This window comes from Edaphobacter sp. 12200R-103, assembly GCF_010093025.1.
Classification (GTDB): domain Bacteria; phylum Acidobacteriota; class Terriglobia; order Terriglobales; family Acidobacteriaceae; genus Edaphobacter.
The window spans coordinates 455924-479294 of record NZ_CP048114.1; the positions used below are offsets into that span (position 1 = coordinate 455924).

Sequence of the window (23371 nt, forward strand, 5' to 3'; positions counted from 1 at the left end):
TCTATCTTAAGGCACTGCGTCAGGCGACTCCAAATCGTGCGTAGCCAGCCTTCAGTGGCCTTCGCTTTGTTATACTTTGCCGTAGAGTTGTGGCCGCTAACCCCACACTTTTAGCGCAGTTCGGAGCCAGTCACCGTTGAAGAATAGAAGTCCCTTTTCCCCGTCGTTCTGCGCGCAGTTGTTCTGCGGCCTCGTAATCGCCTTTGTCACTCTGGGGCTTACCTCCTGCGGGACGCGGTACTACAAGTTCCGCGACTATACCTTCGCGAACCGTCCCGTTCCGCCAAGCAAGCTGAGCACCCGTGTTCTGGTCAGCATCACGGTCAACGGAGCCCAGGGCGCTCTGCAGATGATTGATGCCGAAAGAGACATTCGCAACAGCATCTTTAATCCGAACTCGACCTTTCCCATCTCCGGGTATGCCTCGGGGTATCCCAACATGATCTTCAACTTCCCGGAACAGGTGCTGGGCTATGTCTACTCCAACTCCGACGGAAGCCTTACGCGGATCGACTATGGCAAAGAGGCGGTTGCCGGTGACGGCGGAAAATTGCCGGCAAAAGCAGATTCGGTGGCGGTTCCCATCAACTTCAAACATGTGTACGCTGCGGTCTCGTCGCTTGGTGTCCTGACCGTCATCGACAACACCAATGGGCAGACGTACTACCTGAATCTGCCGAACGTGTATCGCGTTGCGGTCAACCAGGGCGACTCCGTGGTGCTGGCGATGGTGCGGAACTCGAATACGCTCTACCGGCTGCTGCGTCTGAATCAGAACCAGGCAGCGGTACCCGGAGCGGTCGACTGTCAGCCTTATGCCGTTCCCGTATGGTGTGTAGTGCCAGTGCAAGACAGCGCCAGCAAGCCGAGCCTCGACCGGCCTGTAGGAGCCTACTTCTCACTCGACGGCACAACAGCTTATGTTCTGAACTGCGGACCGGAGTGCGGCGGAAATACCGCCGGCCTCACCACAATCCCGCAGGATGCGCTGCGCGTGGATAACTACCCGACTTCGACGCCCTACAACTCCCCTGTTACAGGAAGTATTGCCGTGCCTGGAGGCGTAACCAGTGTCCTTGCCGATGGCACAACACTCTATATAGCGGGGCAGCAATTGCAGCCGGACGGCTTATTTGCGGGCGTCCTATCAACGTTGGATCTCAACACCAACACCGTCACGGGGCAGTATTCCATCTCCGATGGTTATCACAGCAAGATGCTTCTGGGCGATGACAACACCCTTTGGATCGGGTCGCAGGGCTGCGCTACCGGAGAGCGGGCCAAGCTGAAACAGAACTACAACTGCCTGACGCGATATGATATCGGCGCGAAGTCCGCGAAGGTCGTTCCGGATGTCAATCCGAACGATTCGAATTCGAGTGTGCCGTACCCCAATGCCAACGAAAACAAGTACTACTATGGCGACCTGACCGGCCTGTGCTGGGTGCAGGGTTGGCACAAGATGTACACGGCCTACGGTGGTCAGGTACATGCCTTCAACACTGTTGACGGATCGGAGATCAACAATAAGCAGTTTACGGTCCAGGGAACGGCGCTTGACGTCGCCTTCATGGATGCAGCCACTAATTCTGCGAACTAACCGCTCAGGCCGGGAAGACAAAAGGATGGGAGATCGGCTTCGATCTCCCATCCTTCTTTGAGGACTTTATGATCGACATCCTCGCTATTGCCGCACATCGTGACGACGTGGAGCAGACCTGCGGAGGAACCCTGCTGGCAATGCACGAACGCGGCTGGAAGACGGGCATCCTCGACCTGACGCAGGGTGAAGCCGGAACGCGGGGTACGGCCGAGGAGCGACGTGCGGAGGCGGAAGAGGCGGCCAGGATTCTGCATGTCAGCCACCGCGAGGCGCTGGACCTGCCCGATGGCAACGTGGAGAATACGCTTGCAAACCGCATCAAGATCGCCGCGGTTCTTCGACGGCTTCGACCTCGCGTTGTCATTCTTCCTTACTGGGCGGGGCGGCATCCGGACCACTACACCTCGGCAACCCTGGGCTACGAAGCATGCTTTGTCAGCGGTCTCAGTAAGCTGGAGATTCCGGGAATCGATCTACCGCCGCACCGCCCTTATAAGATCCTCTATGCCTCGCTCTATGCAGACGTGCGCCCATCGTTTGTAGTCGACATCACGCCGCACATCGAACAACGCTTGCAGTCGCTGCTCGCATACCGCTCTCAGTATGCAAATCAGCAGGCTGGAGGTGGGCTCTTCGTTCCTGAGGAAGACATTCGCGAGCGAACATTTGCCACGGCACGCCATTATGGTCTGCTCGCCGGGGTACGTTATGCCGAGCCCTTTGTCCAGAAGGAAGTGGGCCTCGTCCCGGATCTGATGGAACTTCCAGTCCAGTCGATCTGATTCTGCATTTTGGCGCTAGAAACTCTCAGAGGCGCTTCTATTGCCGCCTGGTTCTGACGTGCCGTAGTTGCCCGGCCAATCGGGCGCTGCCACAGCGACCCGGTTCTTGCCTGAGCGCTTGGCCTGATATAACGCCGAGTCACTGTCCTCTACCAGGTTCTGCCAGTTCAGACCGGAGACATCGGAGGAGGCGACCCCGAGGCTGGCCCGCGTCTGGATAATCTCTCCGTGATAGCGGATGACAAGATCGTAGATCTCCTCCCGGAGCCTTTCGGCGACGTGCACGGCATCGTGGATGGAACTGTCCGGCAGCACGACGCAGAACTCGTCGCCTCCAATCCTGGCGACCGAATCACGCGCCCGAACCGCCTCCTGCAGAATTCCGCCGATCGCCTGCAGGACGATATCTCCGCATGTATGCCCCTTGGTGTCATTCACTCCCTTCAGGCCATCAAGGTCCAGCATCACTACTGCCAGACTCGAGTTCATGCGGCGGCAGTGCTGAATTTCTTTGAGGGCAGTCCGTTTGAGGGCCCAGCGGTTCAGGAGACCGGTAAGATCATCGACCTGTGCTCTCCACAGCAGTTCCACGCGCAACTTCGTTGTCGAAAGCGACATAAATCCGAAGGCAGTTGCCGTCGTGGTCATTAAGCAAGCTAATTGCCAGAGTAACGCACTACGGACGGCGTCTGCTATTCCTCCGGTCCAGACGTCAGCCGCATTGGCCAGGCCTCGCAAAAGCAGCAGAATGGCGTAGCCCACGAGCACGAAACCCGTAAACCACCCAAAGGCGCGTCCCTCTTCCTCAGAGGATCGAAATATCAGGAGAGCAATAAAAACCGTCAAAATCGAAAGAGCGATCAGAAGGACGGTTTTCGGCAGGCTTGGCTGAACTGGAAAGATAAGAAAAGAGACCAGGCACACAGTAACACCCACTGCGAGTGCCACCTGAAGACGCGGAAACAGCATCTTGCTTTCCAGAAGAGCGGCGAAGCTTTGATGGAGCATCATAAGTCCCGTCAGGGACAATATTCCGGCGATAACTCCCACTTGAGCTGCCGATGAAGAGTGTAGCCACCCAATGCCGAGCACGAGCATAGCTGTGCCACGGCAGAGGTTCGCTCCGGCGAACCATGCGGCCCCTCGTACCCCTCCCACAGACCTGGCATTCAACAGCATTACGCCTGCGCATAATGCAAACAGTAGTACATTCGCAAGAACCAGCGTCGTCGTGTCCATCGTACCTGCCGTCCGGGCCAATTCACCCGGATCCTGTTCGGTCTTCTCTCAGGTAAAGAAGAATGACTGACCCCATGTTCTCCTCTTTGTTGGCCCCCAATTGAAGCTGGCCCCCAGTGAGGCTCATTAAACTGCCGGACGCCGAGCATATACCCTGTGTTTGAAAATCCAAAGCGTGAATTTAGATGCGTGTCTTCTATTTGTGAAGGGTAGTTCGAACAAACTCCAGCATCGCCTCCGTGACATACACAGGCGGCCGCATCGCAAGTATGGGGATTCCAGCGATGAGCTTCAGAGAAATCCCCTTCCATTCCGGCCTGCCCAGGGCTCCCTCGGCGACCAGCACAGCATCGGCCCGATCCAGGAACAAACGAGCAGAATCCTTAAAGTCCACCACTGCCGGATCAAGGACACTGAGATAAAGGTCAGGATGAATGAACCTGAGGATGCTGTTCGATTCGAGAATCGCATTCTCAGTGTGTTCAAGCTCCCTGCGAATTCGGGGCATGGCTTCGGCAAGATCGCCGGTCCTCGTTCTTACCCACAGGGATCGGATTGCGCCTGCGTTCAGGTAGCGAGAGGAATCTGTACCGCTGGTTCGATCGCGCTCCTCGGTGATTGCAAGGGTATGCTCGGCGGTCACACAATCACAGGGCTCGCCATTGGCGGAACACATTCCGTGGCCAAACTGGGTGATTTTGAAGGCGGTCCACTGCATCTTCGGCAGTCCACGAATAATGCCCTCCACCACGCTGGTCTTGCCGATGTTCCGGGAGTGCCCACCAACCACGACGACCGCCATACGGCACCTTCCTCTACGCGCGTTCTCCAACACGCTTCAGGCGAGCCAGGTCACGGAGATATTCCTTGAGCGGCCGCGCCGGCCTGCCCCAGAAGACTTCACCCTTGCCATGCATCTTCTTGCCGCTCAGAACGCCCGCTCCGCCCCCCAGAATCACGCCCTCACCCACCGTCGCGTGCTCACCGATTCCCACCTGCCCGCCGAGAATTGCGCCGTCCTCCACAACGGAGGAGCCGGAGATTCCTGTTTGCGCGGCGATGACAACATTTCTTCCGATAACGCAGTTATGCCCGATGTGCACAAGATTGTCGATCTTGGTCCCGTGCCCAATCCGTGTCTCGCCCAGGGCTCCCCGGTCGATGGTGGTATTGGCCCCAATCTCGACTCGGTCTTCAATAACAAGACAGCCCTGCTGGGGAAATAAGACGTACTCTCCTGTCTCAGGATTCGGCGCATATCCGAAGCCCGTGGAGCCCAGCACAGATCCGGCCTGTACGACAACCTCATCGCCGACCGTGACACCGGAGTAGATGGTGACCCTGGCATCGATGCGGCAATCCTTCCCGATCGAGATTCCGTCCTCTAGGACGACACCTGGACCGATCCAGGTGCCTGGCCCAATACTGACGTCTCTACCAACGATAGCTGTAGGGTGGACTCCGGGCGCAGATGTCTTCCCGCCGAGTCGCTGCGCGAGTACGGAAAAGGCATACCTGGCATCGCGGACCCACAACAAGCGTGAGTCGTGAGGCTCCGGGACGATCTTCTGCAGCTTGCCGCTGGCCAGGATCAGTCCAGCATGTGAAGAGAGGGCGGACTGTAGGGTCATGGAGTCCGTGGCAAAGACGGCACTCTCTTTTGTCGCGGCGTCGATGCTGGTAACGCGGATGATCTCGGTTGGAATGTCAGGGTTCTGCACGGTTACTTCTATCCACGACGCGATCTCGCTCAGGTTTGCCATCTCAATAGATTCCCTCTTCTCCGGCAGGCCTCGTCTTCCATCGGCGGTGCATCCATAACCACTGTTCAGGATAACGCCGGATATAGCTTTCAATTACCGACGTAAACATAGCCGTGTTGCTTACCGCATCTGCTTCGGCGTCTCCCGTACACTTCACCGGAAGCTCCGGGCCAAAGTGAAGGACATAACGCTGCTCGGACTTCTCCCACAAGAGAAACCCTGGAACCACAGCAGCTCCAGTCCTGGCAGCCACGCGCGCCATCCCGCTGGCCGTGCAGGCCTGGGTTCCAAAGAAGGGGACAAAGACCCCCTGTGGAGGCGTCATGTTCGTATCCATCAAAATACCTACGGTCTCGCCTGCGCGCATTGAAGCGATCAGGCCGCGGGCGAAGTCATCCTTGTGGAGAACCCGATTGCCGTGCAGACAACGGATTCGATTGACGAAGCGATCCACCAGCGGATTATCCAGACGCCGGATGACCATCCCCATGGGGTAACCCATCAACGAATGGTAAAAGCTCGACAGCTCCCAGGCTCCCAGGTGACCTGTCAGGACAAGGACACCTTTGCCGCGGTCGCGTGCCCTCAGATAATTCTCAAGCCCTTCGTAGCGGATAAAGCGGCTGGCCTGTTCCGGCGTGTAATGCTGCATCCGGCAGAACTCGGCCAGAAGGTAACCCAGGTTGCGGTAAAGCTCTTTAAGGAGCTGTTTTCTGCGCTGCCGCTGCACCTCCGGAAAAGCAAGCTGCAGATTCCGCATCCCTACGCTACGGAGCCGACCGAGAGCATAGTAAGCCAGTTCTCCAATAGCGGCTCCGGCAGCGCGTGCCAGGCCACGGGGCAACGCGCCGAGCGTCCTGACCATGGCCCACACGGCTGCAAACTCCGCTTTTTCGCGCAACGTCGCCGTGATCGCCGGTGGCTCCTTTTCTCTCAAATCGTTCAAGCCATCAGTCTAAACGCAGCATTCCGGATTTTTACAAAGACGCCACAATGCTAGACGACACCTGTCGAGAGGCTGGTGCAGACGACAGTATCAGTTCGTGCGATAGTTGCTGAACTGCAGCTCTACCCCGTAGTCTCCGGCGCGGAGCTTGGAGATGATCTGCTGGAGCACGTCGCGGTCCTTGGAAACAACACGGACGGTGTCGCCCTGGATGCTGGCCTGAGCCTTCAGCTTGGACTCCTTGATGGCGGCAACAATCTTTTTGGCGGCGTCGGAGTTGATGCCCTGCTTCAGCTTGATCTTCTGACGGACCGAGGAGTTGGCGGCGGGTTCGATCTTCTCGTACTCAAGATTCTTGAGCGAAATTCCACGCTTGACGAGCTTCTGGGAGAGGATCTCCTTGACAGCCTCAAGCTTGTACTCGTCCTGCGAGGCGAGTTGGATCGTCTCGGTTCCTTCCAATTCGATCTTCGATTTGGAGTCCTTCAGGTCGAAGCGGGCGCCGACCTCCTTGGAAGCCTGGTCAATTGCGTTCTTGACCTCCTGAAGCTCTACTTTGCTGACTACGTCGAAGCTGTTATCAGATGCCATGTGCTTTTCCTTCTCTGATCTAAATCGGTTCTATTATGTCAGGACTGCGAGGAACGTGTGGAGGGGAACAGTTGGTGGAAGTTTTCCGTCGTAAGCTCAGCCAGCTCCTCTGGTGAGATGCCCCGCAACTCAGCGAGGGCTGCCGCCGTGTGAGCGACGAAGGCTGGTTCGTTTCGCTGGCCGCGCAGGGGGATGGGAGCGAGGAAGGGAGCATCGGTTTCGACCAGGATGCGGTCGGCGGGCGCAAAGGCGGCGGCATCGCGGATTCCCTGCGCTTTGGGGTAAGTCAGATTTCCGGCAAAGGAGAGATAGAAGCCGAGGTCGAGTGCGCGGCGGGCATCATCGACCGAGCCGGAGAAGCAATGCATGATTCCGGACAGCCCGCTGGACTGGAAGTGCTCGGCGATGAGGTCGCAGGTGTCGGCTGCCGCGTCAGCAGGGCCGTACTTTTCCTTTGCTTTAGGAGTAGCGAGTTCGGAGGTGCGGCAGTGGATGATGATGGGCTTGCTCAGGCCGGCAGCGATCTTCATCTGCTGGATGAACGCCTGCTGCTGTGTGGTGATGTCGGGGTTCTCGATGTGGTAGTAATCGAGACCGATCTCACCGACCGCGATGCAGCGAGGGTGAGCGGCGAGACGGGCGAGTTCGGCCAGGGCTTCGGGGGTGGCGTTGTGGGCCTGCTCGGGGTGGATTCCGGCGCTGGCGAAGATGCTCGGTTGGTGGCTGCTGGTGACGCTGTTGGCGAGATCGAGCGCGACGTGCATCTGGGAGGGATTCTCGCCGATGCCAATGGCGAGGATGGTCTTAACTCCAGCGTCCCAGGCTCGGCTGAGGACCTCGTCGCGGTCGGTCGGAGAAGTCGTATAGAAGTCGAGATGCGCGTGCGAGTCAATGAGCATAGTCGCTTCGATCTGCCCCCTTCCCATATTTCTTGAAGTTTTGCTGCAATGCCTTAGAAACAAATAAGTTATAGAGTTTAGTGCTGAGTCTGGTTTTTTCGGTGATTTCTCTACTTCAAGTTTACCGAAGGAGATGGAATTGGTCGGCAGTAGAGATGTTATTGAAGGGATTATGGTTAGTGGATAAGCGGGCTTGACGAGGATTTATCGCGGGGCGCGGCAATGAGGACCTAAAGGTCCCCATTCGACAACTCTTTGCTTTCGACAATGCCTTCGGGAGATGGCGTTTGTTAAAGTTGTGGTTGAACTATTTGGATTAATCAATTGTGAATGATGTACTTTCAGTTGCTTGGTGAATCTTCACGCGTGCGATCAAGACTGCGTTTAGAAGCGTCAGGCCCGCCAGAAGGTACAGGCCTGCATGCGGTGAGGCGAGGTATTCATCGGCCCAGACCTTTAGATTAGGTGCTAGGAATCCTCCCAGATTGCCCATTCCTATGATGGCGATACCGCCAGCGGCTGCACGGTCGGCCAGGTATTTGGTTGGAAACATCCAAAAGAGCGGTTGCACGCCGATGAAACCAGATACAGCGATTGAAAGCGCGAGCAGTCCCATGAGTGGTCCGGCTGAGGGGAAGACGAAGCTTGCACAGGCCGACGCCAGCATGGTCAGCGATGCCAACTGACGATGCCGGTGGAACTTATCGGCAACGCGAGGAAGGAAGTAGACCGCGGCGAGCGTGCAGATCCAGGGAATCGAGGAGACCAGGCCCACTTCGAGGCCAACAGGCTTATGCAGGAGAGCCGATATCTCGACCGGGAGGTAGAAGACCGCTCCATAAGTACTGATCTGAATAAGTGCGTAGATGAGCAGGAAGTGCATGACCTGAACATCGCGAAGCATTGGAAGAATCTTCGCTGGGCCAGCGGAACGTCGACTCTCCTCCTCGATTGCCAATGCATGGATCAGCGCCTGTTTTTCATCAGCCGGAAGCCAGGAGGCGTTGGATGGCCTGTTGTCCAGATACCAGAACGCGAACAGGCCGAGAACAACAGCAATGAAACCTTCTACAAGAAACATCCATTGCCAGCTTTGCAGACCCAACAACGGACGTATCTCAAGCAGCAGGCCCGAGAGAGGGCCCCCGAGAATGAGTGCAAGCGGCACCCCCAGGTAGAACATCCCGAGAACCCGGCCGCGAACGTTGTCGGGAAACCAGTAAGTCAGGTAGAGAATCGCGCCAGGGAAAAAGCCTGCTTCCAGCACGCCGAGCAGAAGTCGAAGCAGGTAAAACGAGGTGGCGCCGCTTATGAGGATGTTGGCCATCGAGATGATTCCCCAACCCACCATGAGGAAGGCAAGCCACTTCTTTGCCCCGACTTTATGGAGGATGAGGTTGCTGGGAAATCCGCAGAGCGAATAGCTGATGAAAAACAGGCCCGCTCCTAAGGCGTAGATACTTTCGGAGATACCCTCGGATGCCTCCAGAGCCTGTTTGGCAAAGCCGATGTTCGAGCGGTCGAGAAAGGACACGATGTACATGAGCATCAGGAAGGGCGTGAGCCGCCGAACCGTGCGTGAGACCGCTCGCTTCAAGGCCGGATCGGATGTGTTAAGGATTGCGGGCGCAAGATTCAAAGCCGGCCTTATCCCTTCCTTACGGCAGATTGCAGAGATTTGCGGTTTTTACCGTTCATCAGCTTTTACATGGGCTTGAAATGCTGAGTCAATTGCCGGCTTTGCGCCTTGAGGCGCTATACGCGTGGTGACCTGTACGCGGAAGCGGCGTTTTCGGTTAGGATGGCGGGCATGAATACTCTCAATCGTCGTGAACTCTGTATCGCTCTTTCGGCTCTGGCAGCGGTGGGTAGTTTTTCGCAGGAGGGGGAAGCGCAAGCGAGGTCGAACGAAGTCCTGTCGCAGTCGCACTCGTGGACCTTCGATGCGTTGCCGGTGAAGCACAACTCAAATGGCGGGGCGAGCCGAGCCGTGGTGCAGGGCGTGCTGGCGACCGGGGAAGCGGTGGAGGTGCATGAGACGACGCTGCCTGCGGGGCAGATGCCGCATCCTCCGCATAAGCATCGGCACTCGGAGTTCATGTTTATCCGCGAGGGCGATCTGGAGTTTCAGAACGACGGCAAGCCGGAACGGGTTGGACCGGGCGGTGTGATCTTTGCGGCTTCGAACGTGATGCACGGGCTGAAGAATGTAGGGACGACTCCGGCGAATTATTTTGTGATTGCGATCGGGAGGGAATCGATGGCGATGACCCCGGTGGGTGGGGCGAAGTAGTCAGGTATCTGTGTGTGATCTCGCGGGGATACGGCAAGGCTGAAGCCGTGCCCCTAAGCGAGACGGTTCGGGTTTTTGTGCGAATGCTCCACCTTAGCGACAAGGGCGGCGAGGCCAAAGAGGAATCGACGCATGAGGGATTCTCCTGTTGAGTACGCTCAAAAAACGTAGAGATTTGCAGGAGTGGCGTCAATTCCACGGCGCAAGGAGAGAGGATTCGCGCTTCCACGCGAATGGCCCACCTTAGCGACGATGAAGCTGTCGCGAAGATGGGGCACCCGTTTTGTAGCGCATAGATTAGTCGCGTTGTAGCGCATAGATTAGTCGCGGACGCGGATGACGATTTTGCCGAAGGCTCCTTCCTCAAGCCGGTCGAAGGCCTTGCGGGCGTCGTGGAAGGAGTAGACGGAGTCGATGACGGGGCGGAGCTTGAGTTCGTCGAACTTGCGCAGCATGTCTTCGAGCGCGCGGCGAGGGCCTACGGTAATGCCGCGCAGGACTCCGAGCTTCTGAATCATGCCGAAGAGCGGGATGGTAGCGTCGAAGCCATCGATGATTCCGATGATGGAGATCTGGCCTTCGGGCCGGATGGCCTTGATGGAATGGGCGAGGTTGGGACCTCCGACAACCTCGAGGATCTGGTCGACGCCCTCCTTGTTGGTGATAGCGAGGGCTTCTTTTTCCCAGTCGGGGTGAGTTTTGTAGTTGATGGTGTGAGTAGCTCCGAGAGCCCTGGCGCGCTGGAGCTTTTCGTCGCTGGATGAGGTGACGATGGTGGTGGCTCCAAAGGCGTGGGCGATCTGGAGACCGAAGAGGGAGACTCCGCCAGTGCCTTGAAGCAGTACGATCTGCTTGGCGTTGAGGCCGCCTTTTTCGACAAGGGAGTACCAGGCGGTGAGCCCGGCGCAAGGAAGCGCGGCGGCCTCGTCGTTGGTAAGGTAGGACGGTGCGAGGGCGAGGGCCTGCTCAGTGAGGACGAGGTACTCGGCGAGGGCGCCGGGAATGACATTGCCCAGCGTGTAAAGAGATTCCTTAGAGGTGGGAGGTCCGTCGATCCAGCGAGTGCAGTAGTTGGTGACGACGCGGTCGCCGGTCTTGAAGCGCGATGTTTCGGGACCAAGAGCGACAATCTCGCCGACTGCATCGGCGACCTGGGTCATGGGGAATTCAAGGTGCGGGTTGTAGTTGCCGTCGTAGAGGAGCTTATCGCGATAGTTGAGTGCGACGGAGGAGATGCGAATGAGAGCTTCGCCGGGGCCCGGTGTTGGCTGAGGGATGTCATTGAGGACGAGGTTTTCTCGTCCGAAGGCCTGAAGCTGCCATGCTTTCATGTCTGGTTCCTCTAAGTTCGATATTCAGTTCGAATAAATTCGAACTATCGTACAATCGAACTATGAATGAGGTTGCGATGCCTTGTCAAGAGATGCTTGCCCAGAGTGGTACGGAGAGTAAGATGCCGGTCTTTTTGCCGAAGGAGCCTGAGAGAAACGATCTGAAGCTGACGGCAGTGTTGTATGCGCTAAGCGATGAGGTGCGGCTGGGAATTGTGCGTCAACTGGCTGAGCGGGGAGAGCAGGCGTGCGGTGTGTTCGAGATCGATCGACCGAAATCGTCGCTGTCGCATCACTTCAGGGTGCTGCGGGAGTCTGGGGTGGTGACGACGCGGAAGGATGGGAAGCAGTTGATGAACACGCTGCGCAGGGATGATCTGAATGCGCGGTTTCCGGAGCTGTTGAAGGCTGTGCTGAGGGAGATATCTGATGGACAGGGAAGGGAGTGAGGAATGAGCCTGTCTTACAAAGAGATTGATTCGCCGGTAGGAAAGCTGAAGCTGGTGGCGAGCGCGAAGGGCCTGGTGGCGATTTTGTGGCACAACGACAGGCCGAAACGGGTTCCTTTAGGTGAGATGGTGGAGGAGCCGGGACAGAAAGTGCTTGTCGAGACAGAGAAGCAGCTCACGGAGTACTTCGCTGGCGAGCGAAGAGAGTTTGAGTTGCCGTTGGATATGCGTGGGACGCAGTTTCAAAAAGATGTGTGGGACGCACTGGTTGGAATACCGTTTGGCGAGACGAGGAGTTACGGGGATCTCGCGAGACAGTTGGGGAATCCGGCGGCGAGCCGTGCTGTGGGAGCGGCGAATGGAAAGAATCCGATCTCGATTGTGGTGCCCTGTCATCGCGTGATCGGGAGTTCGGGAAAGCTGACGGGATTTGCTGGCGGGATGGACATAAAAGCCCACTTGCTGGCGATGGAGCGAGGGGAGAAGGCGCTGTTTTAGAGATGATACGTGTGTGCGAGTGTCTGAAATCGCAGATCCCTTCGACTCCGCTCGGGGCAGATCCCTTCGACTTCGGCTGCGCTCAGGATGACATTCTGGTAGCGGGGGGAATGGTAAGAAAATGGCGCACGCAATGGTGCGCCATTTTTGCGTTTCGGGCTACTTTCGCTAGCTGAGCCTGGAGCCTAATTCGATCTCGTCGGTTTCAGCGAAGGTGGCGAGGATCGGCTTGCCGTCTTTGCCGTGGGAGGCAGCGAGGAGCATGCCGTGGGACTCGAGGCCGCGCATCTTGCGGGGTGCGAGGTTGGCGACGATGATGATGCGGCGTCCGATGAGGTCTTCGGGGGTATACCACTGGGCGATGCCGGAGAGGATCTGTCGCTTTTCGTAACCCAGGTCGACTTCGAGGCGGAGGAGCTTATCGGCCTTGGGGATGCGCTCGGCGACGAGCACCTTGGCGACGCGCAGGTCGATTTTGACGAAGTCGTCGATGGTGATCGAGGCGTTCTCCTGCGAGGGATCAGTAGCGGCTGCCGCAGTGGCGAAGATGCCGGAGGCAGGAGCCTCCTGATGCGGCGCGGGGGGCTTGGCGAGCTCAGGCACGGGAGCGGAGGAGGCTCCTACCTGGGTGCCGGGGTTATCGTGTGGGAGGCTGCTGGTGCGCGGAGCTGCTCCGGGATGCGTGGACTCGGAGGGCGGAGGAGCCGTGTGAGTGGTCTTCTCATCAACGAGTTTGGAAGGAGCGGGCGCTATCGGGTTCTGTTCGGCATTGGTCATGATCTGGATAAGTCCTTTGTCGGCGCGGGGGAAGATGGGGCCGAGCGGGCCGAGCTTTGTGCCAGGTTTGAGACCGCCCCAGGTCAGATGATTCAGCCCGCCGTTCTTTGCGGCGGCTTCGATGTCGCCGAGACCGAGTTGCGCCCATACCTTCGCGGTGGAGTACGGGAGGATGGGGTAGAGAAGCGCGGTGATGATGCGGATGGACTCAGCGGTAACAGCGAGAACAGCGCGAAGGTCTTCGCGGGCCTGTGGGGCATCGGACTTGGCAAGCTTCCAGGGAGTGCTGAGTGAAAAGAAGCCGTCAACCTCAGTTATGAATGCAGAGATGCTGGTGAGGACGCGTGTAAGGCGGATTCCGGTGAAGTCATCGGCAATGGATGAGATCAGTGTGGAAGCAGAATTCCATAGCTTCTGCGCAGCCTCCGCAAGAGTCGGCGTTGCGGGCAGATGAAGCTCGGGATGCGTGCCTTCGAGGTTTTTTTCGATCATCGACAGCGCACGGCTGACGAGATTGCCGTAGCCGTTGGCGAGGTCGGAGTTGTAGCGCTGCACGAGAGCGTCGAAGGAGAAGGAGCCGTCCTGTCCGAAAGAAATCTCGCGCAGGAGGAAGTAGCGGAGGACGTCGGAGGCGAAGAGGTCCTGCTCGTGTTTCCAATACTCGTCGGAGAGCGGCGCGCCCGGCCAGTCGACAGGTTTGGGCTTGAGTGAACCGAAGGCGTCAAGGATGGTCTCGGTGCGGACGATATTGCCGCGCGATTTCGACATCTTCGACTCTTCAAAGAGCAACCAGCCGTGGGCCTGGACCTTCTTCGGGAGCGGAAGGCCAGCCGCAAGTAAAAACGCGGGCCAGTAGACGCAGTGGAAGCGGATGATCTCTTTGCCGACGAGGTGGAGGTCGGCGGGCCAGAACTTCTGGAGTCTGGCGATGTCGTCGGGATTTTCGCTGCCGTAGCCGAGGGCGGTCATGTAGTTGGCCAGGGCGTCGAGCCAGACATAGATGACGTGCTTCTTTTGCGAGGTTGAGGCTGCGGGCTCGGGGACGGGAATACCCCAGTCGAAGGAACTGCGGGAGATGGAGAGGTCTTTGAGGGCTCCAGGGAGGTAGGAGGTGCCTTTGGCGGAGTAGGCGATCGTGTTCTCCGCGGATTTTTGTGATGCTCCAACCCAGGTCTGAGGATCCGGACCTGGGGCATCCGAATCGGTGGCTTGATTGACGTTGCCGCGGAGGAAGCTGAGAACCTCGTTGCGGCGGGCTTCGGGCTCGACGCAGAACTCGCCGGATTCGATGAGGTTAATGAGTTGACCCTGGAAGGCAGAAAGACGGAAGTAGAAGTTCTCTTCGGTGACGGTCTCGGTAGGTTTGCCGTCGGGGCCTATGGTTCCGGGGGGGCCGTCGACGAACATCTCTTCTCCAACCGAGTACTGGCCGGTGTAGGTGTCGAGATAGATGTGGCCACGGGAGTAGAGCTCGGAGAAGAGCTTTTGAACGCCGCGGACATGACGCGGTTCGGTGGTGCGGATGTAGTCATCGTAGGTGATACCCATGCGCTGCCAGAGGGCGCGGAACTGGGCGGAGACTTCATCTGTGAACTGCTGCGGCGTTATTCCGGCGGCGTGGGCGGAGCGCTGTACCTTCTGTCCGTGCTCGTCGGTTCCAGTGAGGAACCAGACGTTCGACTCGCCGAGCAGGGTGCGCTGGCGACGGGCGATCACGTCAGCCGCAATGGTGGTATAGGCGTGGCCGATGTGGGGGCGCGCGTTGACGTAGTAAATCGGCGTTGTCAGGTAGAACTTTTTCTGTGCGTCGGACATGAGAGAAGTAAAGCCCAGTTTATCAGGGAGGATTGGCTGGGGTGCAGGCGCTGTTTTTGGGGGAGCGTTGGATGGAGGCCTTTTTGCTGTTGAGTAATCTGCGCGGAGAGCCAGGAGGAGGTGGAGTACCTGTTGGCGAGCGTGAGATTGCTGCCGCACAGGATTCAGCTAGGAAAGAGCAGCCCGTAGAGGGGGCGCTAGAAGTTGCATTGCGCGGGTAGCGGTTGGAGCAGATGGCGGGAGAGTTGGGGTTGGGGTGAGATGGTTCTGGGTCGGGGCATAGATTCTTCGACCTCGCCTCTCGCGACGAGGCCGCGAGAGGGATCGCTCAGCATGACACGTTGTGGGGTGAATCATCTTGCGAAATGCTGGCTATTTGCAAAAGCTCAATGCCCAGCATCCTCGGGGAAGAGGCGGATGTCTTCTACGCCCCGATAGTGTTCAGCGTAGTCCATGCCGTAGCCGATGATGAACTGGTTGGGAATCTTGAAGGCGACATAGTCGGCCTCGATGGGGACGAGCCGGCGGTCGGGCTTATCGAGGCAGGTGGCGATCTTGAGGGATGCGGGCTTGTGCTGCAGCATCATCTGGCGCAGGAAGCTGAGGGTGAGTCCGGTGTCGAGGATGTCTTCGACGATGATGACGTGCCTGCCTTCGATGGGATTATCGATGTCCTTGATGAGCTTGACGGCGCCGGAGGAGACACGGGCGCGTCCGTAGCTGGAGACGGCGACGAAGTCGAAGGTATTGTCGACCTGAATGGCGCGGGCGAGGTCGGCGAGGAAGATGGCTGCACCTTTGAGGACTCCGATGAGAACGATGGACTGTCCTTCGTATTCGGCAGAGATCTGAGCCCCGATCTCCCGGACCCGTTTCTGAATCTGATCTTGGGTGATGAGGACTTCCATGGTTTCGGGGGCCGGAAAAAACGCGGTGGGTGCAGGCGTGGTACTGATGGGCATAAGAAAAAGGTACGCGAAGCGATGCCGGGAGTCCAAGTTTTAACCGGGGTTTCGCGGCACTTTTAGAGGCGCTTCGGACGGTACACTGGATGAGAAGCGAGGATTATGTATCCGTATATCGATATTGGCCCGGTGCACCTGGGTACGTTCGGGTTGTTGCTGTGGCTGGCCGCCGTTGTCGCTACGATTGTGCTGCATAAGAATTTTGTCCGAAACGGCATTGATGCCGACGCTCTGAATGTTGTTGCCGTTGTGGTGATCACCGGAGTGGCCGGGGCGAAGCTGTGGCATGAGCTGCAGGACCCAGTGGCGTTGCGAACGGCGATGGCCCGCATTGCTGCTCCGGGGTGGTCACATCCGCTTGATATTGTCGTGGGATTCCTGCACTGGTTCCAGGCAGGATTTGCGTGGTTCGGCGGCATGGTTGCGGGAATCCTGATGCTGATGTGGATGGGGCGCTCTGCGCGATTTCGCTCGCTGGAAGGAGCACCCGGCAAGCCTATTGGAGCGTTGCGAATGTTGGACCTGGCGGCTCCGGCGGCAGCGGTTGGGTATGGAGTGGGACGGATCGGCTGCCTGCTCTCCGGCGACGGAGATTATGGAATCAAGACGACGCTGCCATGGGGAGTGCACATGCGGCCGGACGCGCTGGTTCCGACCCCGGACCTCGTGCAGCCAACGCCGGTGTATGAACTGATGTACTCGCTGGCGCTGGCGTGGTGGCTATGGCGCAGGGTAAAGAACCGGCCTCCGGTGAGCGTGATTACAGGCGAGTACCTGGTGCTGAGTGGGATTGGGAGATTCCTGGTGGAGTTTGTCCGGATCAACCCGAAGTTGTACTGGGGCATGAGCAATGCGCAGGTGGCGGCATTGGGATCGATTTTGGCCGGTATTGCCCTGGTAGCGGTGGCACGGGCGAAGAATGTGCAGTGGGATCCCGAGATTGTCGAAAAGGCGCGAAGTTAGCTTCGATGTCCAGGCTCAGCATGAGATCGCGGCTGTGCGGAGATAAATACAGAGATTCTTCGCTGTGCTCAGAATGAAGAGACCAAAGGCCCGGATGCGCTTTGAAAGCTGCTTCCGGGCCATTCGCTTTTTAACGGGAGAGTTCTTCGCGTACGGGTGGTTGTGGAGCAGCGAAGAAGAAGTTAGAGATGAGGCCGCCGATGATTGCTCCCAGGATGGGGGCCACCCAGAAGAGCCAGAGCTGGGAGATGGCCCAGCCTCCAACAAACAGGGCCGGTCCTGTGGATCGGGCCGGATTGACGGAGGTGTTGGTGACCGGGATGCCAACGAGGTGAATGAGAGTGAGGCAGAGCCCAATGGCGATGGGGGCGAGGCCTTTCGGAGCGCGCTCATCGGTGGAGCCGAGGATGACGAGGAGAAAGAAGGCGGTCAGGACGGTTTCGGCGACGAAGCAGGCCAGGAGCGAATAACCCCCGGGGGAGTGAGCGCCGTAGCCGTTGGAGGCAAAGCCTCCTGCGAGCGAGAAGCCGGGTTTGCCGCTCGCGATCAGGTAGAGCACGCTGGATGCGGCGACTGCGCCAACGAGCTGCGCAATGATATAAGCGGGAAGTTCCCTGGCTGGAAACCGTTTGCCGGCGACGAGGCCGATCGAGACGGCAGGGTTGAGATGGCAGCCTGAGATGTGTCCGATGGCGAATGCCATGGTAAGTACGGTAAGCCCGAAGGCGAGAGCGACACCGGCAAAGCCGATGCCAAGCTGTGGAAATGCGGCTGCGAGAACTGCGCTGCCGCAGCCTCCGAAGACGAGCCAGAAGGTACCGAAGAACTCTGCGGCTGCACGTTTGTACATCGGCATCGTGAAATACCCCTTGGATTGAAGTTTTGTGACCTGAACCTTGCTGCCGGGCCTGCATCAGGCACACGGAGGGTTATCCGGCATTGCCTGAAAAGAGAGAAGTTATGGACGGGAGGATGCTACCACGACTCGATGTAGATAGAGGCGTAAATTCATTGAGCGACGGGCTTTACAGGCGACGCAGGTAGGCTTTGGCTTCTTCAAGCTCAGGAAAAAGGCGCTCTTCGGTCTGGAACTCGCGGGAGTGCACGCATCGTCGGCCTCCCTTTACGCGGACGGGATGCTTGAGGTGGAGCATCTCGTGATAGAGGAGATATTCGATGGCACAACGCGGGGTATCGGGGCGATCGAAGACGCGGCTGACCATGATGGTGTTGTGGGCGGCGTCGTAATGGCCGAGCATGCGTCGGGCGTGGTGCGCGCTCCAGGTCAGGATCGGACGGCCGAGCAGGCCGTGGAAGAAGCGGAGGTTGAGAGAATCGAAGACTTCATTGAGATCGAAGTGGTGACCGACGTGGGTGAGGATTCGTTTGCGTCCGCGGGTCTGGCGGATGTGCTCGGCCTGGCGTGAGACGGCTTCGGACGAGACGTGGCGGCGATAGCGGTCTGCGTGGGCTGGGGTGATGGGCTTGCGGTACAGCTTAGCCAGCAGGATGTGGGCGATGGCGTGATGCACGGCCTGGGGAGCGTGCTCGAGCAAGTCGGAGAGACGGACGTGGAGACGTCCCTCGCGCAAACGAATGGTTGTATTCAGCGAAGTAAAACGGCGGAAGCGGATTTCGAATGGGGGAATGGGGGCACGTGGCCGGAGAGCGCGGTACTGCTCCTCAAAGATGGTCACAAGCTGGGACGACACGGTAGTTTCAGGTTAACACCGAGGGCATGATGGTTGGAAGGTCAGGTTGATGACGCTCCTCAAAGTTAGTGAGCTTCATGCGGGGTACGCGGGGTGGATTGTGGTGCCCTTCGATAGAGAGGTACTTCCTAATGGATAAGGATTGTGGACATAGATCGCGATGCGGGGAAGGTGCAGACGCTACAATCGGTTCCACACACGGGAGGACGATGGACGTGCATTGCGGAACCCGGTTCTGGAGGCGCGGAGGGATGGGGGCAGCGCTTGCTCTCGGTCTGTTTGCCTGTGCTGGCACAGTCTTTGGCCAGCCTGAACAACAGTGCTCGAAGCTGACATCGCTGCACCTGAAGGATACGACGATTGAGGCGGCAGAGGTGATTGAGCTGGGTACCTTCAATCCTCCAGGAGCCTCCTTTCCTATTCGCAGGCTGCCCGCATTTTGCCGGGCAATTGGAGTGACGCTGCCGTCGAACCACTTCGAGGTATGGATGCCGCTGGAGAGATGGACGGGGCGGTTTGAGGTGGTCGGAAACGGTGGGATGGCCGGTGTGATCAGCTACAGTGCGATGGCGAACGCGCTGCGACGCGGCAATGCGACGGCGAGCACCAACACCGGTCACATAACTCGGCCTGGAGACGGTTTCGATGCGAGCTGGGCGCTGAACCGCCCTGATCTGGTGGAGGACTTCGGGCATCGCGCGCTGCACGAGACGACGGTGAACGGAAAGCAGGTGGTGCGCCAGTTCTATGGGAGGACGGCGGACCATGCTTATTACGTCGGCTGCTCAAAGGGCGGCGGACAAGGCCTGATGGAGGTGCAACGGTATCCGGCGGACTTTGATGGCGTGGTTGCGGGCGACCCGGCGTACAACTGGACGCACCTGTACGCAGGGGCGCATCTGCACTACGCGCAGAGCACGCTGAAAGATCCGGAGAGCTACATTCAGCCGGCGAAGGTAAAGCTGCTGGCGGATGCGGTGAATCGAGCGTGCGACGCGAAGGACGGGATCACGGACGGCGTTCTGGACGATCCCTTCAGCTGCCGCTTCGATCCGGAGGTGCTCGCTTGCAAGGAAGGCGAGAACCCGGGAACCTGCTTTACTCCCAAACAGGTCAAGGCAGTGAAGGACATCTGGGCGGGCGCGCGGGACGATGAGGGACGACAGATCTTTCCGGGGTTGTTGCCGGGAGGAGAGTCTGGATCGGGAGGATGGCAAAGCTGGGTGACAGGCTCAGCTCCCTTTCATGCTACGCACTGGAGGGCGGCGGATGGCTTCTTTCGTTTTGTGGTGATGGGAGATCCGAACTACGACACGATGACGTTCGACTACGACCGCGACAAGGCGGCGTTGGAGCGTGTGGCACCGGCGATGGATGCGATTGAGGCGAACCTGCGTCCGTTTGAGCGGCGCGGCGCAAAGCTGATTCTGTATCACGGCCTGAGCGATCCGGACATCTCACCCCTGAACACGATCAACTACTACAAGGCCGTGGAAGAGGCAATCGGCCCGAATACGCGGTCGTTTGCGCGATTGTTTCTGGCTCCGGGGATGCAGCACTGCGGCGGCGGTCCAGGGCCGAATACCTTTGACGCGGTGACGGCGATTGAGCGCTGGGTGGAGGAAGGCATAGCGCCGGCGCAGATTGTAGCGTCGCACAGCACTAACGGCATGGTCGATCGCACGCGGCCGCTGTGCCCCTATCCGCAGCGGGCGGTGTATACGGGCAAGGGCGCGATTACGGACGCGGGCAGCTTTGTGTGCCGGGATCCGCAGGAGCAGTCGGTGAACCAGGAGAAGTCGATGAGCTCGCTCCGGCAGAACTCTTCTGGTACCCGTCTCGCGCAATAGGTCGGAGCTGAAGCCCGTTTCGTTGGTCTCTTTCACAGGCCTGAAGGTCCGTGCTCCCTCCAGCGATGCCCCTGGGGCCCTCTGGCTGGTCTGTTAGGAAGACTCGCGTGCGCGGCAGACCGGTTAAGCGTGGGGTTATTGTCGCAGCTCCACCTCGGTCGCGCCCTGGCCGCCGAGGTGCGGCGGGGGTTCGGTGATGCCGGCTACGTGGGGATGATTGCGCAGGTAGTCGCGTAGGGTGCGCCTTAGGATTCCCATGCCGGTGCCGTGCACGATGCGGATGCGCGGAAGTCCGGCGAGGAAGGCGCGATCGACAAAGCGGGCGACCTCGTCCTGGGCCTCGTCGGCGGTGCGTCCGATGACGTTGATCTCGGAGCTGATGGTGTCGGGGTCGTCCGCCGTGGAGACAGTGATGCCGCCGCGGCGCCGTGCGGCTTCGAGCGGGGTAATGGGTCTTGCCTTCTCCACCTGCGTGATGTCGTCGAGCGAGACGCGCATCTTCATCGGTCCGACGGAGACCTCGAAGGTCTTCTCGTCGATGACGCGCTCGATGCGGCCCTCGCGTCCGAGGGATTTCAGAGTAACGAGGTCGCCTGCCTCGGGAGCTTTGGGGGCTATGGGTGCCGCAGGCTTTGCTGTGCCTGAGGTGCCGTTGGCGGCAGCGTGGCTGGCGATGGTGGACTGGAACTCGGAGGAGAACTCGCGGCGTGCGCGGGCGAGTGCGAGCGCGGAGTCGCGCTGGATGCGTTTGGCGGCGGCCTTGTCGCCGATGTTTTTGACGGATTCGCGAAGCTGCACGGAGAAGTTTTCGAGCAGAGCGTTCAGCTTGGCCTCAAGCTCGCGGGTGCGGGCGCGCTGCTCGGCGCGGCCTTCGAGATCGAGCTGCATGCGGGCGCGGGCAAGCTCCTGTTCGCGCAGGCGAAGGGTGTCTCTCTCCTGCGCGGCTGCTGCGAGCTGATCGTGAAGCTGGTCGAGGAAGGCGGCGATGTCTGCGGTCTGGTTGGTGAGCTGCGATCGCGCAGAGGCGACGATCGCGGGATCGAGCCCGAGGCGCGCGGCGATGTTGAGGCCGGCAGATGCTCCGGGAACGCCGAGGCGAAGCTGGTAGGTGGGGGTGAGGGTCTCCTGGTCGAAGCCTACCGCGGCGTTGAGAACACCTGCGTTGTTGGCCGCGTAGACCTTGAGCGAGGTGAGGTGCGTGGTGATGCAGCACCACGTGCGGGCGCGGAGAAAGTTCTGGGCCACGGCGACGGCGAGCGCGGCTCCCTCTTCTGGATCAGTGGCGGAGCCGAGTTCGTCCAGCAGCACGAGCGAGGTGGAGTCTGCATCGCGGGAGATGCGGTCGAGGTTGACGACGTGGGCGGAGAAGCTCGAGAGGTTGCGCTCGATGGACTGCGCGTCGCCGATGTCGGCATAGACGCCGGTGAAGAGCGGAAGCTGCGCCTCGACCGCAGGGACGGGGATGCCGGCCTGGGCCATAAGCGAGAGCAGGCCGACGGTCTTGAGCGAGACGGTCTTCCCGCCGGTGTTAGGACCGCTGATGATGAGCTGGCGCGCGTCGTCGCTGAGTGCGACGGTGAGCGGGACGGGGTGTGCAGGTTCGGTGCCTGCGGTGCGGGCCTCGGCGATCATGCGGAGTTCGAGCAGAGGGTGGCGGGCGGCGGTCAGCGAGAGGGATGGTCCTGCGGTGGCCGCAGTGGTTCGCGAGGCGCCCTGCAAGCCCACCTTAGCTTCGCGAAGGTGGGGCACCCAGCTTTGTGGCGTCGGAGCTTCTGTGGTCGGGGTTTCTTGCCGCTGTGCGCCAAGCACGAGGCTTTTATCTGCCGGGGTGAAGACCGGGCGGACGCAGTTCAGGTCGGCGGCGAAGCGGGCGCGGGCGGCGTGGGATTCCACCTCGGCCAGGATGAGGGCGCCGGATTCGATGGCGGGGGCATCGGCAGCGATGGCGCGGGTCATGGCGACGAGGATGCGGTGAATCTCGGACTGCTCTTCTTCGAGCAGGCGCACGAGCTCGTTGTTCTGCTCGATGGTTTCGAGCGGCTCGACGAAGACGGTCTGGCCCGAGGAGGAGGAGCCGTGCACGACGCCGGGAACGCGCCGCTTGAACTCGGCGCGGACGGGGATGACGAAGCGGTCGCCGCGGATGGTGATCAGCTCGTCGCGGGTGCTGCCGTCTTCGCTGAGACGGCGCAGCGAGCGGCGCAGGCTCTCCTCAATCGCGCGGTGCTGGCGATCGATGGCGCGGCGGATGCGGTGCAGCTCGGGGGAGGCGTCGTCGGAGAGCGAGCCGTCGGGCTCGATTTTGCCCACAAGCTGCTTCAGGAGAGGAGTGAGGTTGCGTTCGCGCAGAGGGGCGGAGAGAAGTTCTAAAGCAGGGCTGGTGGAGCGGTTCTGTGCAGATATCTCCGGGCCGGGCAGAATGAGGCTGGCCCACTGGACGATGCGGTCGATGACGGTGACGAGCGAGAGGATCTCGAGGGATTCGAGCGCGGCTCCCTGGATGCGGGACTTGTCGAGCAGGTCGGCGGGCGCGAACAGGCCGTGGAAGTCGAAGGTGACCCCGGAGGAGAGCAGGCTGCGCATCTCTGCGGTGCGCTGCTGCTGGGTCTCGATCCAGGTGAGATCGGATGAGGGCTCAAGGGCGAGGATCCAGCCGCGGCCCAGAGGGGAAAAGGTTCGCGAGGCGAGGTAATCCCGCAGGCGGGGCCACTCGAGCGAGGCGGCGCTCGATTCGCGCAGAGGGAGCGGAATCTCGGGGATAAAGGCTCGGGACGGCACATCTCTATCGTAATTCCGCACGGAACCGGCTGCCCGGCGGCTGCGTAGCATTGAGCAGCCCAGAGTGAGGCAGGCCTGAGGAGGTGCAGCGATGTTATGCCAGGCATGTGGAAAAGA

Annotated in this window: 20 protein-coding genes; 7 read left to right on the plus strand and 13 right to left on the minus strand. The window is 59.5% G+C overall.

Annotation, left to right across the window (positions count from 1 at the left end; translation table 11 throughout):
- The first annotated feature begins 136 nt into the window (after nt 1-136).
- Nucleotides 137-1600 carry a hypothetical protein gene (locus tag GWR55_RS02010; protein ID WP_162400763.1) on the plus strand — a complete coding sequence of 488 codons (1464 nt, stop codon included), beginning with the start codon at nt 137-139 and terminating at the stop codon, nt 1598-1600.
- A gap of 68 nt (nt 1601-1668) precedes the next feature.
- Nucleotides 1669-2385 carry a bacillithiol biosynthesis deacetylase BshB1 gene (gene bshB1 / locus GWR55_RS02015; RefSeq protein ID WP_162400764.1) on the plus strand — a complete coding sequence of 239 codons (717 nt, stop codon included), beginning with the start codon at nt 1669-1671 and terminating at the stop codon, nt 2383-2385.
- Between the two features lie 15 nt (nt 2386-2400).
- Here the strand turns inward: bshB1 and GWR55_RS02020 are convergent, their stop codons facing one another.
- The 7 genes from GWR55_RS02020 to GWR55_RS02050 form a co-directional block, all read right to left on the minus strand.
- Complete coding sequence (locus GWR55_RS02020; protein WP_162400765.1) at nt 2401-3354, minus strand: GGDEF domain-containing protein; 954 nt, start codon at nt 3352-3354, stop codon at nt 2401-2403.
- Nucleotides 3355-3820: 466 nt separating this feature from the next.
- Entirely contained in the window at nt 3821-4426 is a 606-nt protein-coding gene (locus GWR55_RS02025; RefSeq protein WP_162400766.1) for a hypothetical protein, read from the minus strand.
- Nucleotides 4427-4439: 13 nt separating this feature from the next.
- The gene (locus tag GWR55_RS02030) at nt 4440-5387 is read right to left on the minus strand and encodes a UDP-3-O-(3-hydroxymyristoyl)glucosamine N-acyltransferase (protein ID WP_162400767.1); all 948 of its coding nucleotides are present in this window, start codon (nt 5385-5387) and stop codon (nt 4440-4442) included.
- Nucleotide 5388: 1 nt separating this feature from the next.
- Nucleotides 5389-6252, minus strand: a complete 864-nt coding sequence (locus GWR55_RS02035) for a lysophospholipid acyltransferase family protein (protein ID WP_162403706.1) — start codon at nt 6250-6252, stop codon at nt 5389-5391.
- A gap of 171 nt (nt 6253-6423) precedes the next feature.
- Nucleotides 6424-6924, minus strand: coding sequence for a YajQ family cyclic di-GMP-binding protein (locus tag GWR55_RS02040; RefSeq protein ID WP_162400768.1), 501 nt, complete (start codon nt 6922-6924; stop codon nt 6424-6426).
- Between the two features lie 38 nt (nt 6925-6962).
- Nucleotides 6963-7823, minus strand: coding sequence for a TatD family hydrolase (locus GWR55_RS02045; RefSeq protein ID WP_162400769.1), 861 nt, complete (start codon nt 7821-7823; stop codon nt 6963-6965).
- 316 nt (nt 7824-8139) lie between these two features.
- On the minus strand, nt 8140-9420 hold the full coding sequence (locus tag GWR55_RS02050) for an MFS transporter (protein ID WP_202925566.1): 1281 nt from the start codon (nt 9418-9420) through the stop codon (nt 8140-8142).
- Between the two features lie 213 nt (nt 9421-9633).
- On the opposite strand from GWR55_RS02050, the gene GWR55_RS02055 reads away from it, so the two are divergent.
- Entirely contained in the window at nt 9634-10116 is a 483-nt protein-coding gene (locus tag GWR55_RS02055) for a cupin domain-containing protein (protein ID WP_162400770.1), read from the plus strand.
- Nucleotides 10117-10436: 320 nt separating this feature from the next.
- Here GWR55_RS02055 and GWR55_RS02060 read toward each other — a convergent pair whose 3' ends face one another.
- Nucleotides 10437-11447 carry an NAD(P)-dependent alcohol dehydrogenase gene (locus GWR55_RS02060; protein WP_162400771.1) on the minus strand — a complete coding sequence of 337 codons (1011 nt, stop codon included), beginning with the start codon at nt 11445-11447 and terminating at the stop codon, nt 10437-10439.
- A gap of 122 nt (nt 11448-11569) precedes the next feature.
- On the opposite strand from GWR55_RS02060, the gene GWR55_RS02065 reads away from it, so the two are divergent.
- Both GWR55_RS02065 and GWR55_RS02070 read left to right on the plus strand, forming a co-directional pair.
- Nucleotides 11570-11896 (plus strand): helix-turn-helix transcriptional regulator, encoded by a 327-nt coding sequence (locus GWR55_RS02065; RefSeq protein WP_162400772.1) that lies wholly within the window; start codon nt 11570-11572, stop codon nt 11894-11896.
- Nucleotides 11897-11899: 3 nt separating this feature from the next.
- The gene (locus GWR55_RS02070) at nt 11900-12394 is read left to right on the plus strand and encodes a methylated-DNA--[protein]-cysteine S-methyltransferase (RefSeq protein ID WP_162400773.1); all 495 of its coding nucleotides are present in this window, start codon (nt 11900-11902) and stop codon (nt 12392-12394) included.
- Nucleotides 12395-12562: 168 nt separating this feature from the next.
- Here GWR55_RS02070 and metG read toward each other — a convergent pair whose 3' ends face one another.
- Both metG and hpt read right to left on the minus strand, forming a co-directional pair.
- Complete coding sequence (metG, locus tag GWR55_RS02075) at nt 12563-14986, minus strand: methionine--tRNA ligase subunit beta (RefSeq protein WP_162400774.1); 2424 nt, start codon at nt 14984-14986, stop codon at nt 12563-12565.
- A gap of 386 nt (nt 14987-15372) precedes the next feature.
- The gene (hpt, locus tag GWR55_RS02080) at nt 15373-15948 is read right to left on the minus strand and encodes a hypoxanthine phosphoribosyltransferase (protein WP_162400775.1); all 576 of its coding nucleotides are present in this window, start codon (nt 15946-15948) and stop codon (nt 15373-15375) included.
- Nucleotides 15949-16053: 105 nt separating this feature from the next.
- Between hpt and GWR55_RS02085 the strand changes: the two genes are divergently transcribed.
- Nucleotides 16054-16914, plus strand: coding sequence for a prolipoprotein diacylglyceryl transferase (locus tag GWR55_RS02085; RefSeq protein WP_162400776.1), 861 nt, complete (start codon nt 16054-16056; stop codon nt 16912-16914).
- 130 nt (nt 16915-17044) lie between these two features.
- On the opposite strand, the gene aqpZ is transcribed toward GWR55_RS02085, so the two are convergent.
- Together aqpZ and GWR55_RS02095 are read right to left on the minus strand one after the other, a co-directional pair.
- Nucleotides 17045-17770 carry an aquaporin Z gene (aqpZ, locus tag GWR55_RS02090; protein WP_162400777.1) on the minus strand — a complete coding sequence of 242 codons (726 nt, stop codon included), beginning with the start codon at nt 17768-17770 and terminating at the stop codon, nt 17045-17047.
- A 169-nt stretch (nt 17771-17939) separates the two neighbouring features.
- Nucleotides 17940-18626, minus strand: coding sequence for a M48 family metallopeptidase (locus GWR55_RS02095; RefSeq protein ID WP_162400778.1), 687 nt, complete (start codon nt 18624-18626; stop codon nt 17940-17942).
- A gap of 209 nt (nt 18627-18835) precedes the next feature.
- Between GWR55_RS02095 and GWR55_RS02100 the strand changes: the two genes are divergently transcribed.
- Nucleotides 18836-20476 (plus strand): tannase/feruloyl esterase family alpha/beta hydrolase, encoded by a 1641-nt coding sequence (locus tag GWR55_RS02100; RefSeq protein ID WP_162400779.1) that lies wholly within the window; start codon nt 18836-18838, stop codon nt 20474-20476.
- 135 nt (nt 20477-20611) lie between these two features.
- On the opposite strand, the gene GWR55_RS02105 is transcribed toward GWR55_RS02100, so the two are convergent.
- Entirely contained in the window at nt 20612-23305 is a 2694-nt protein-coding gene (locus GWR55_RS02105; RefSeq protein ID WP_162400780.1) for an endonuclease MutS2, read from the minus strand.
- Between the last annotated feature and the right edge of the window lie 66 nt (nt 23306-23371).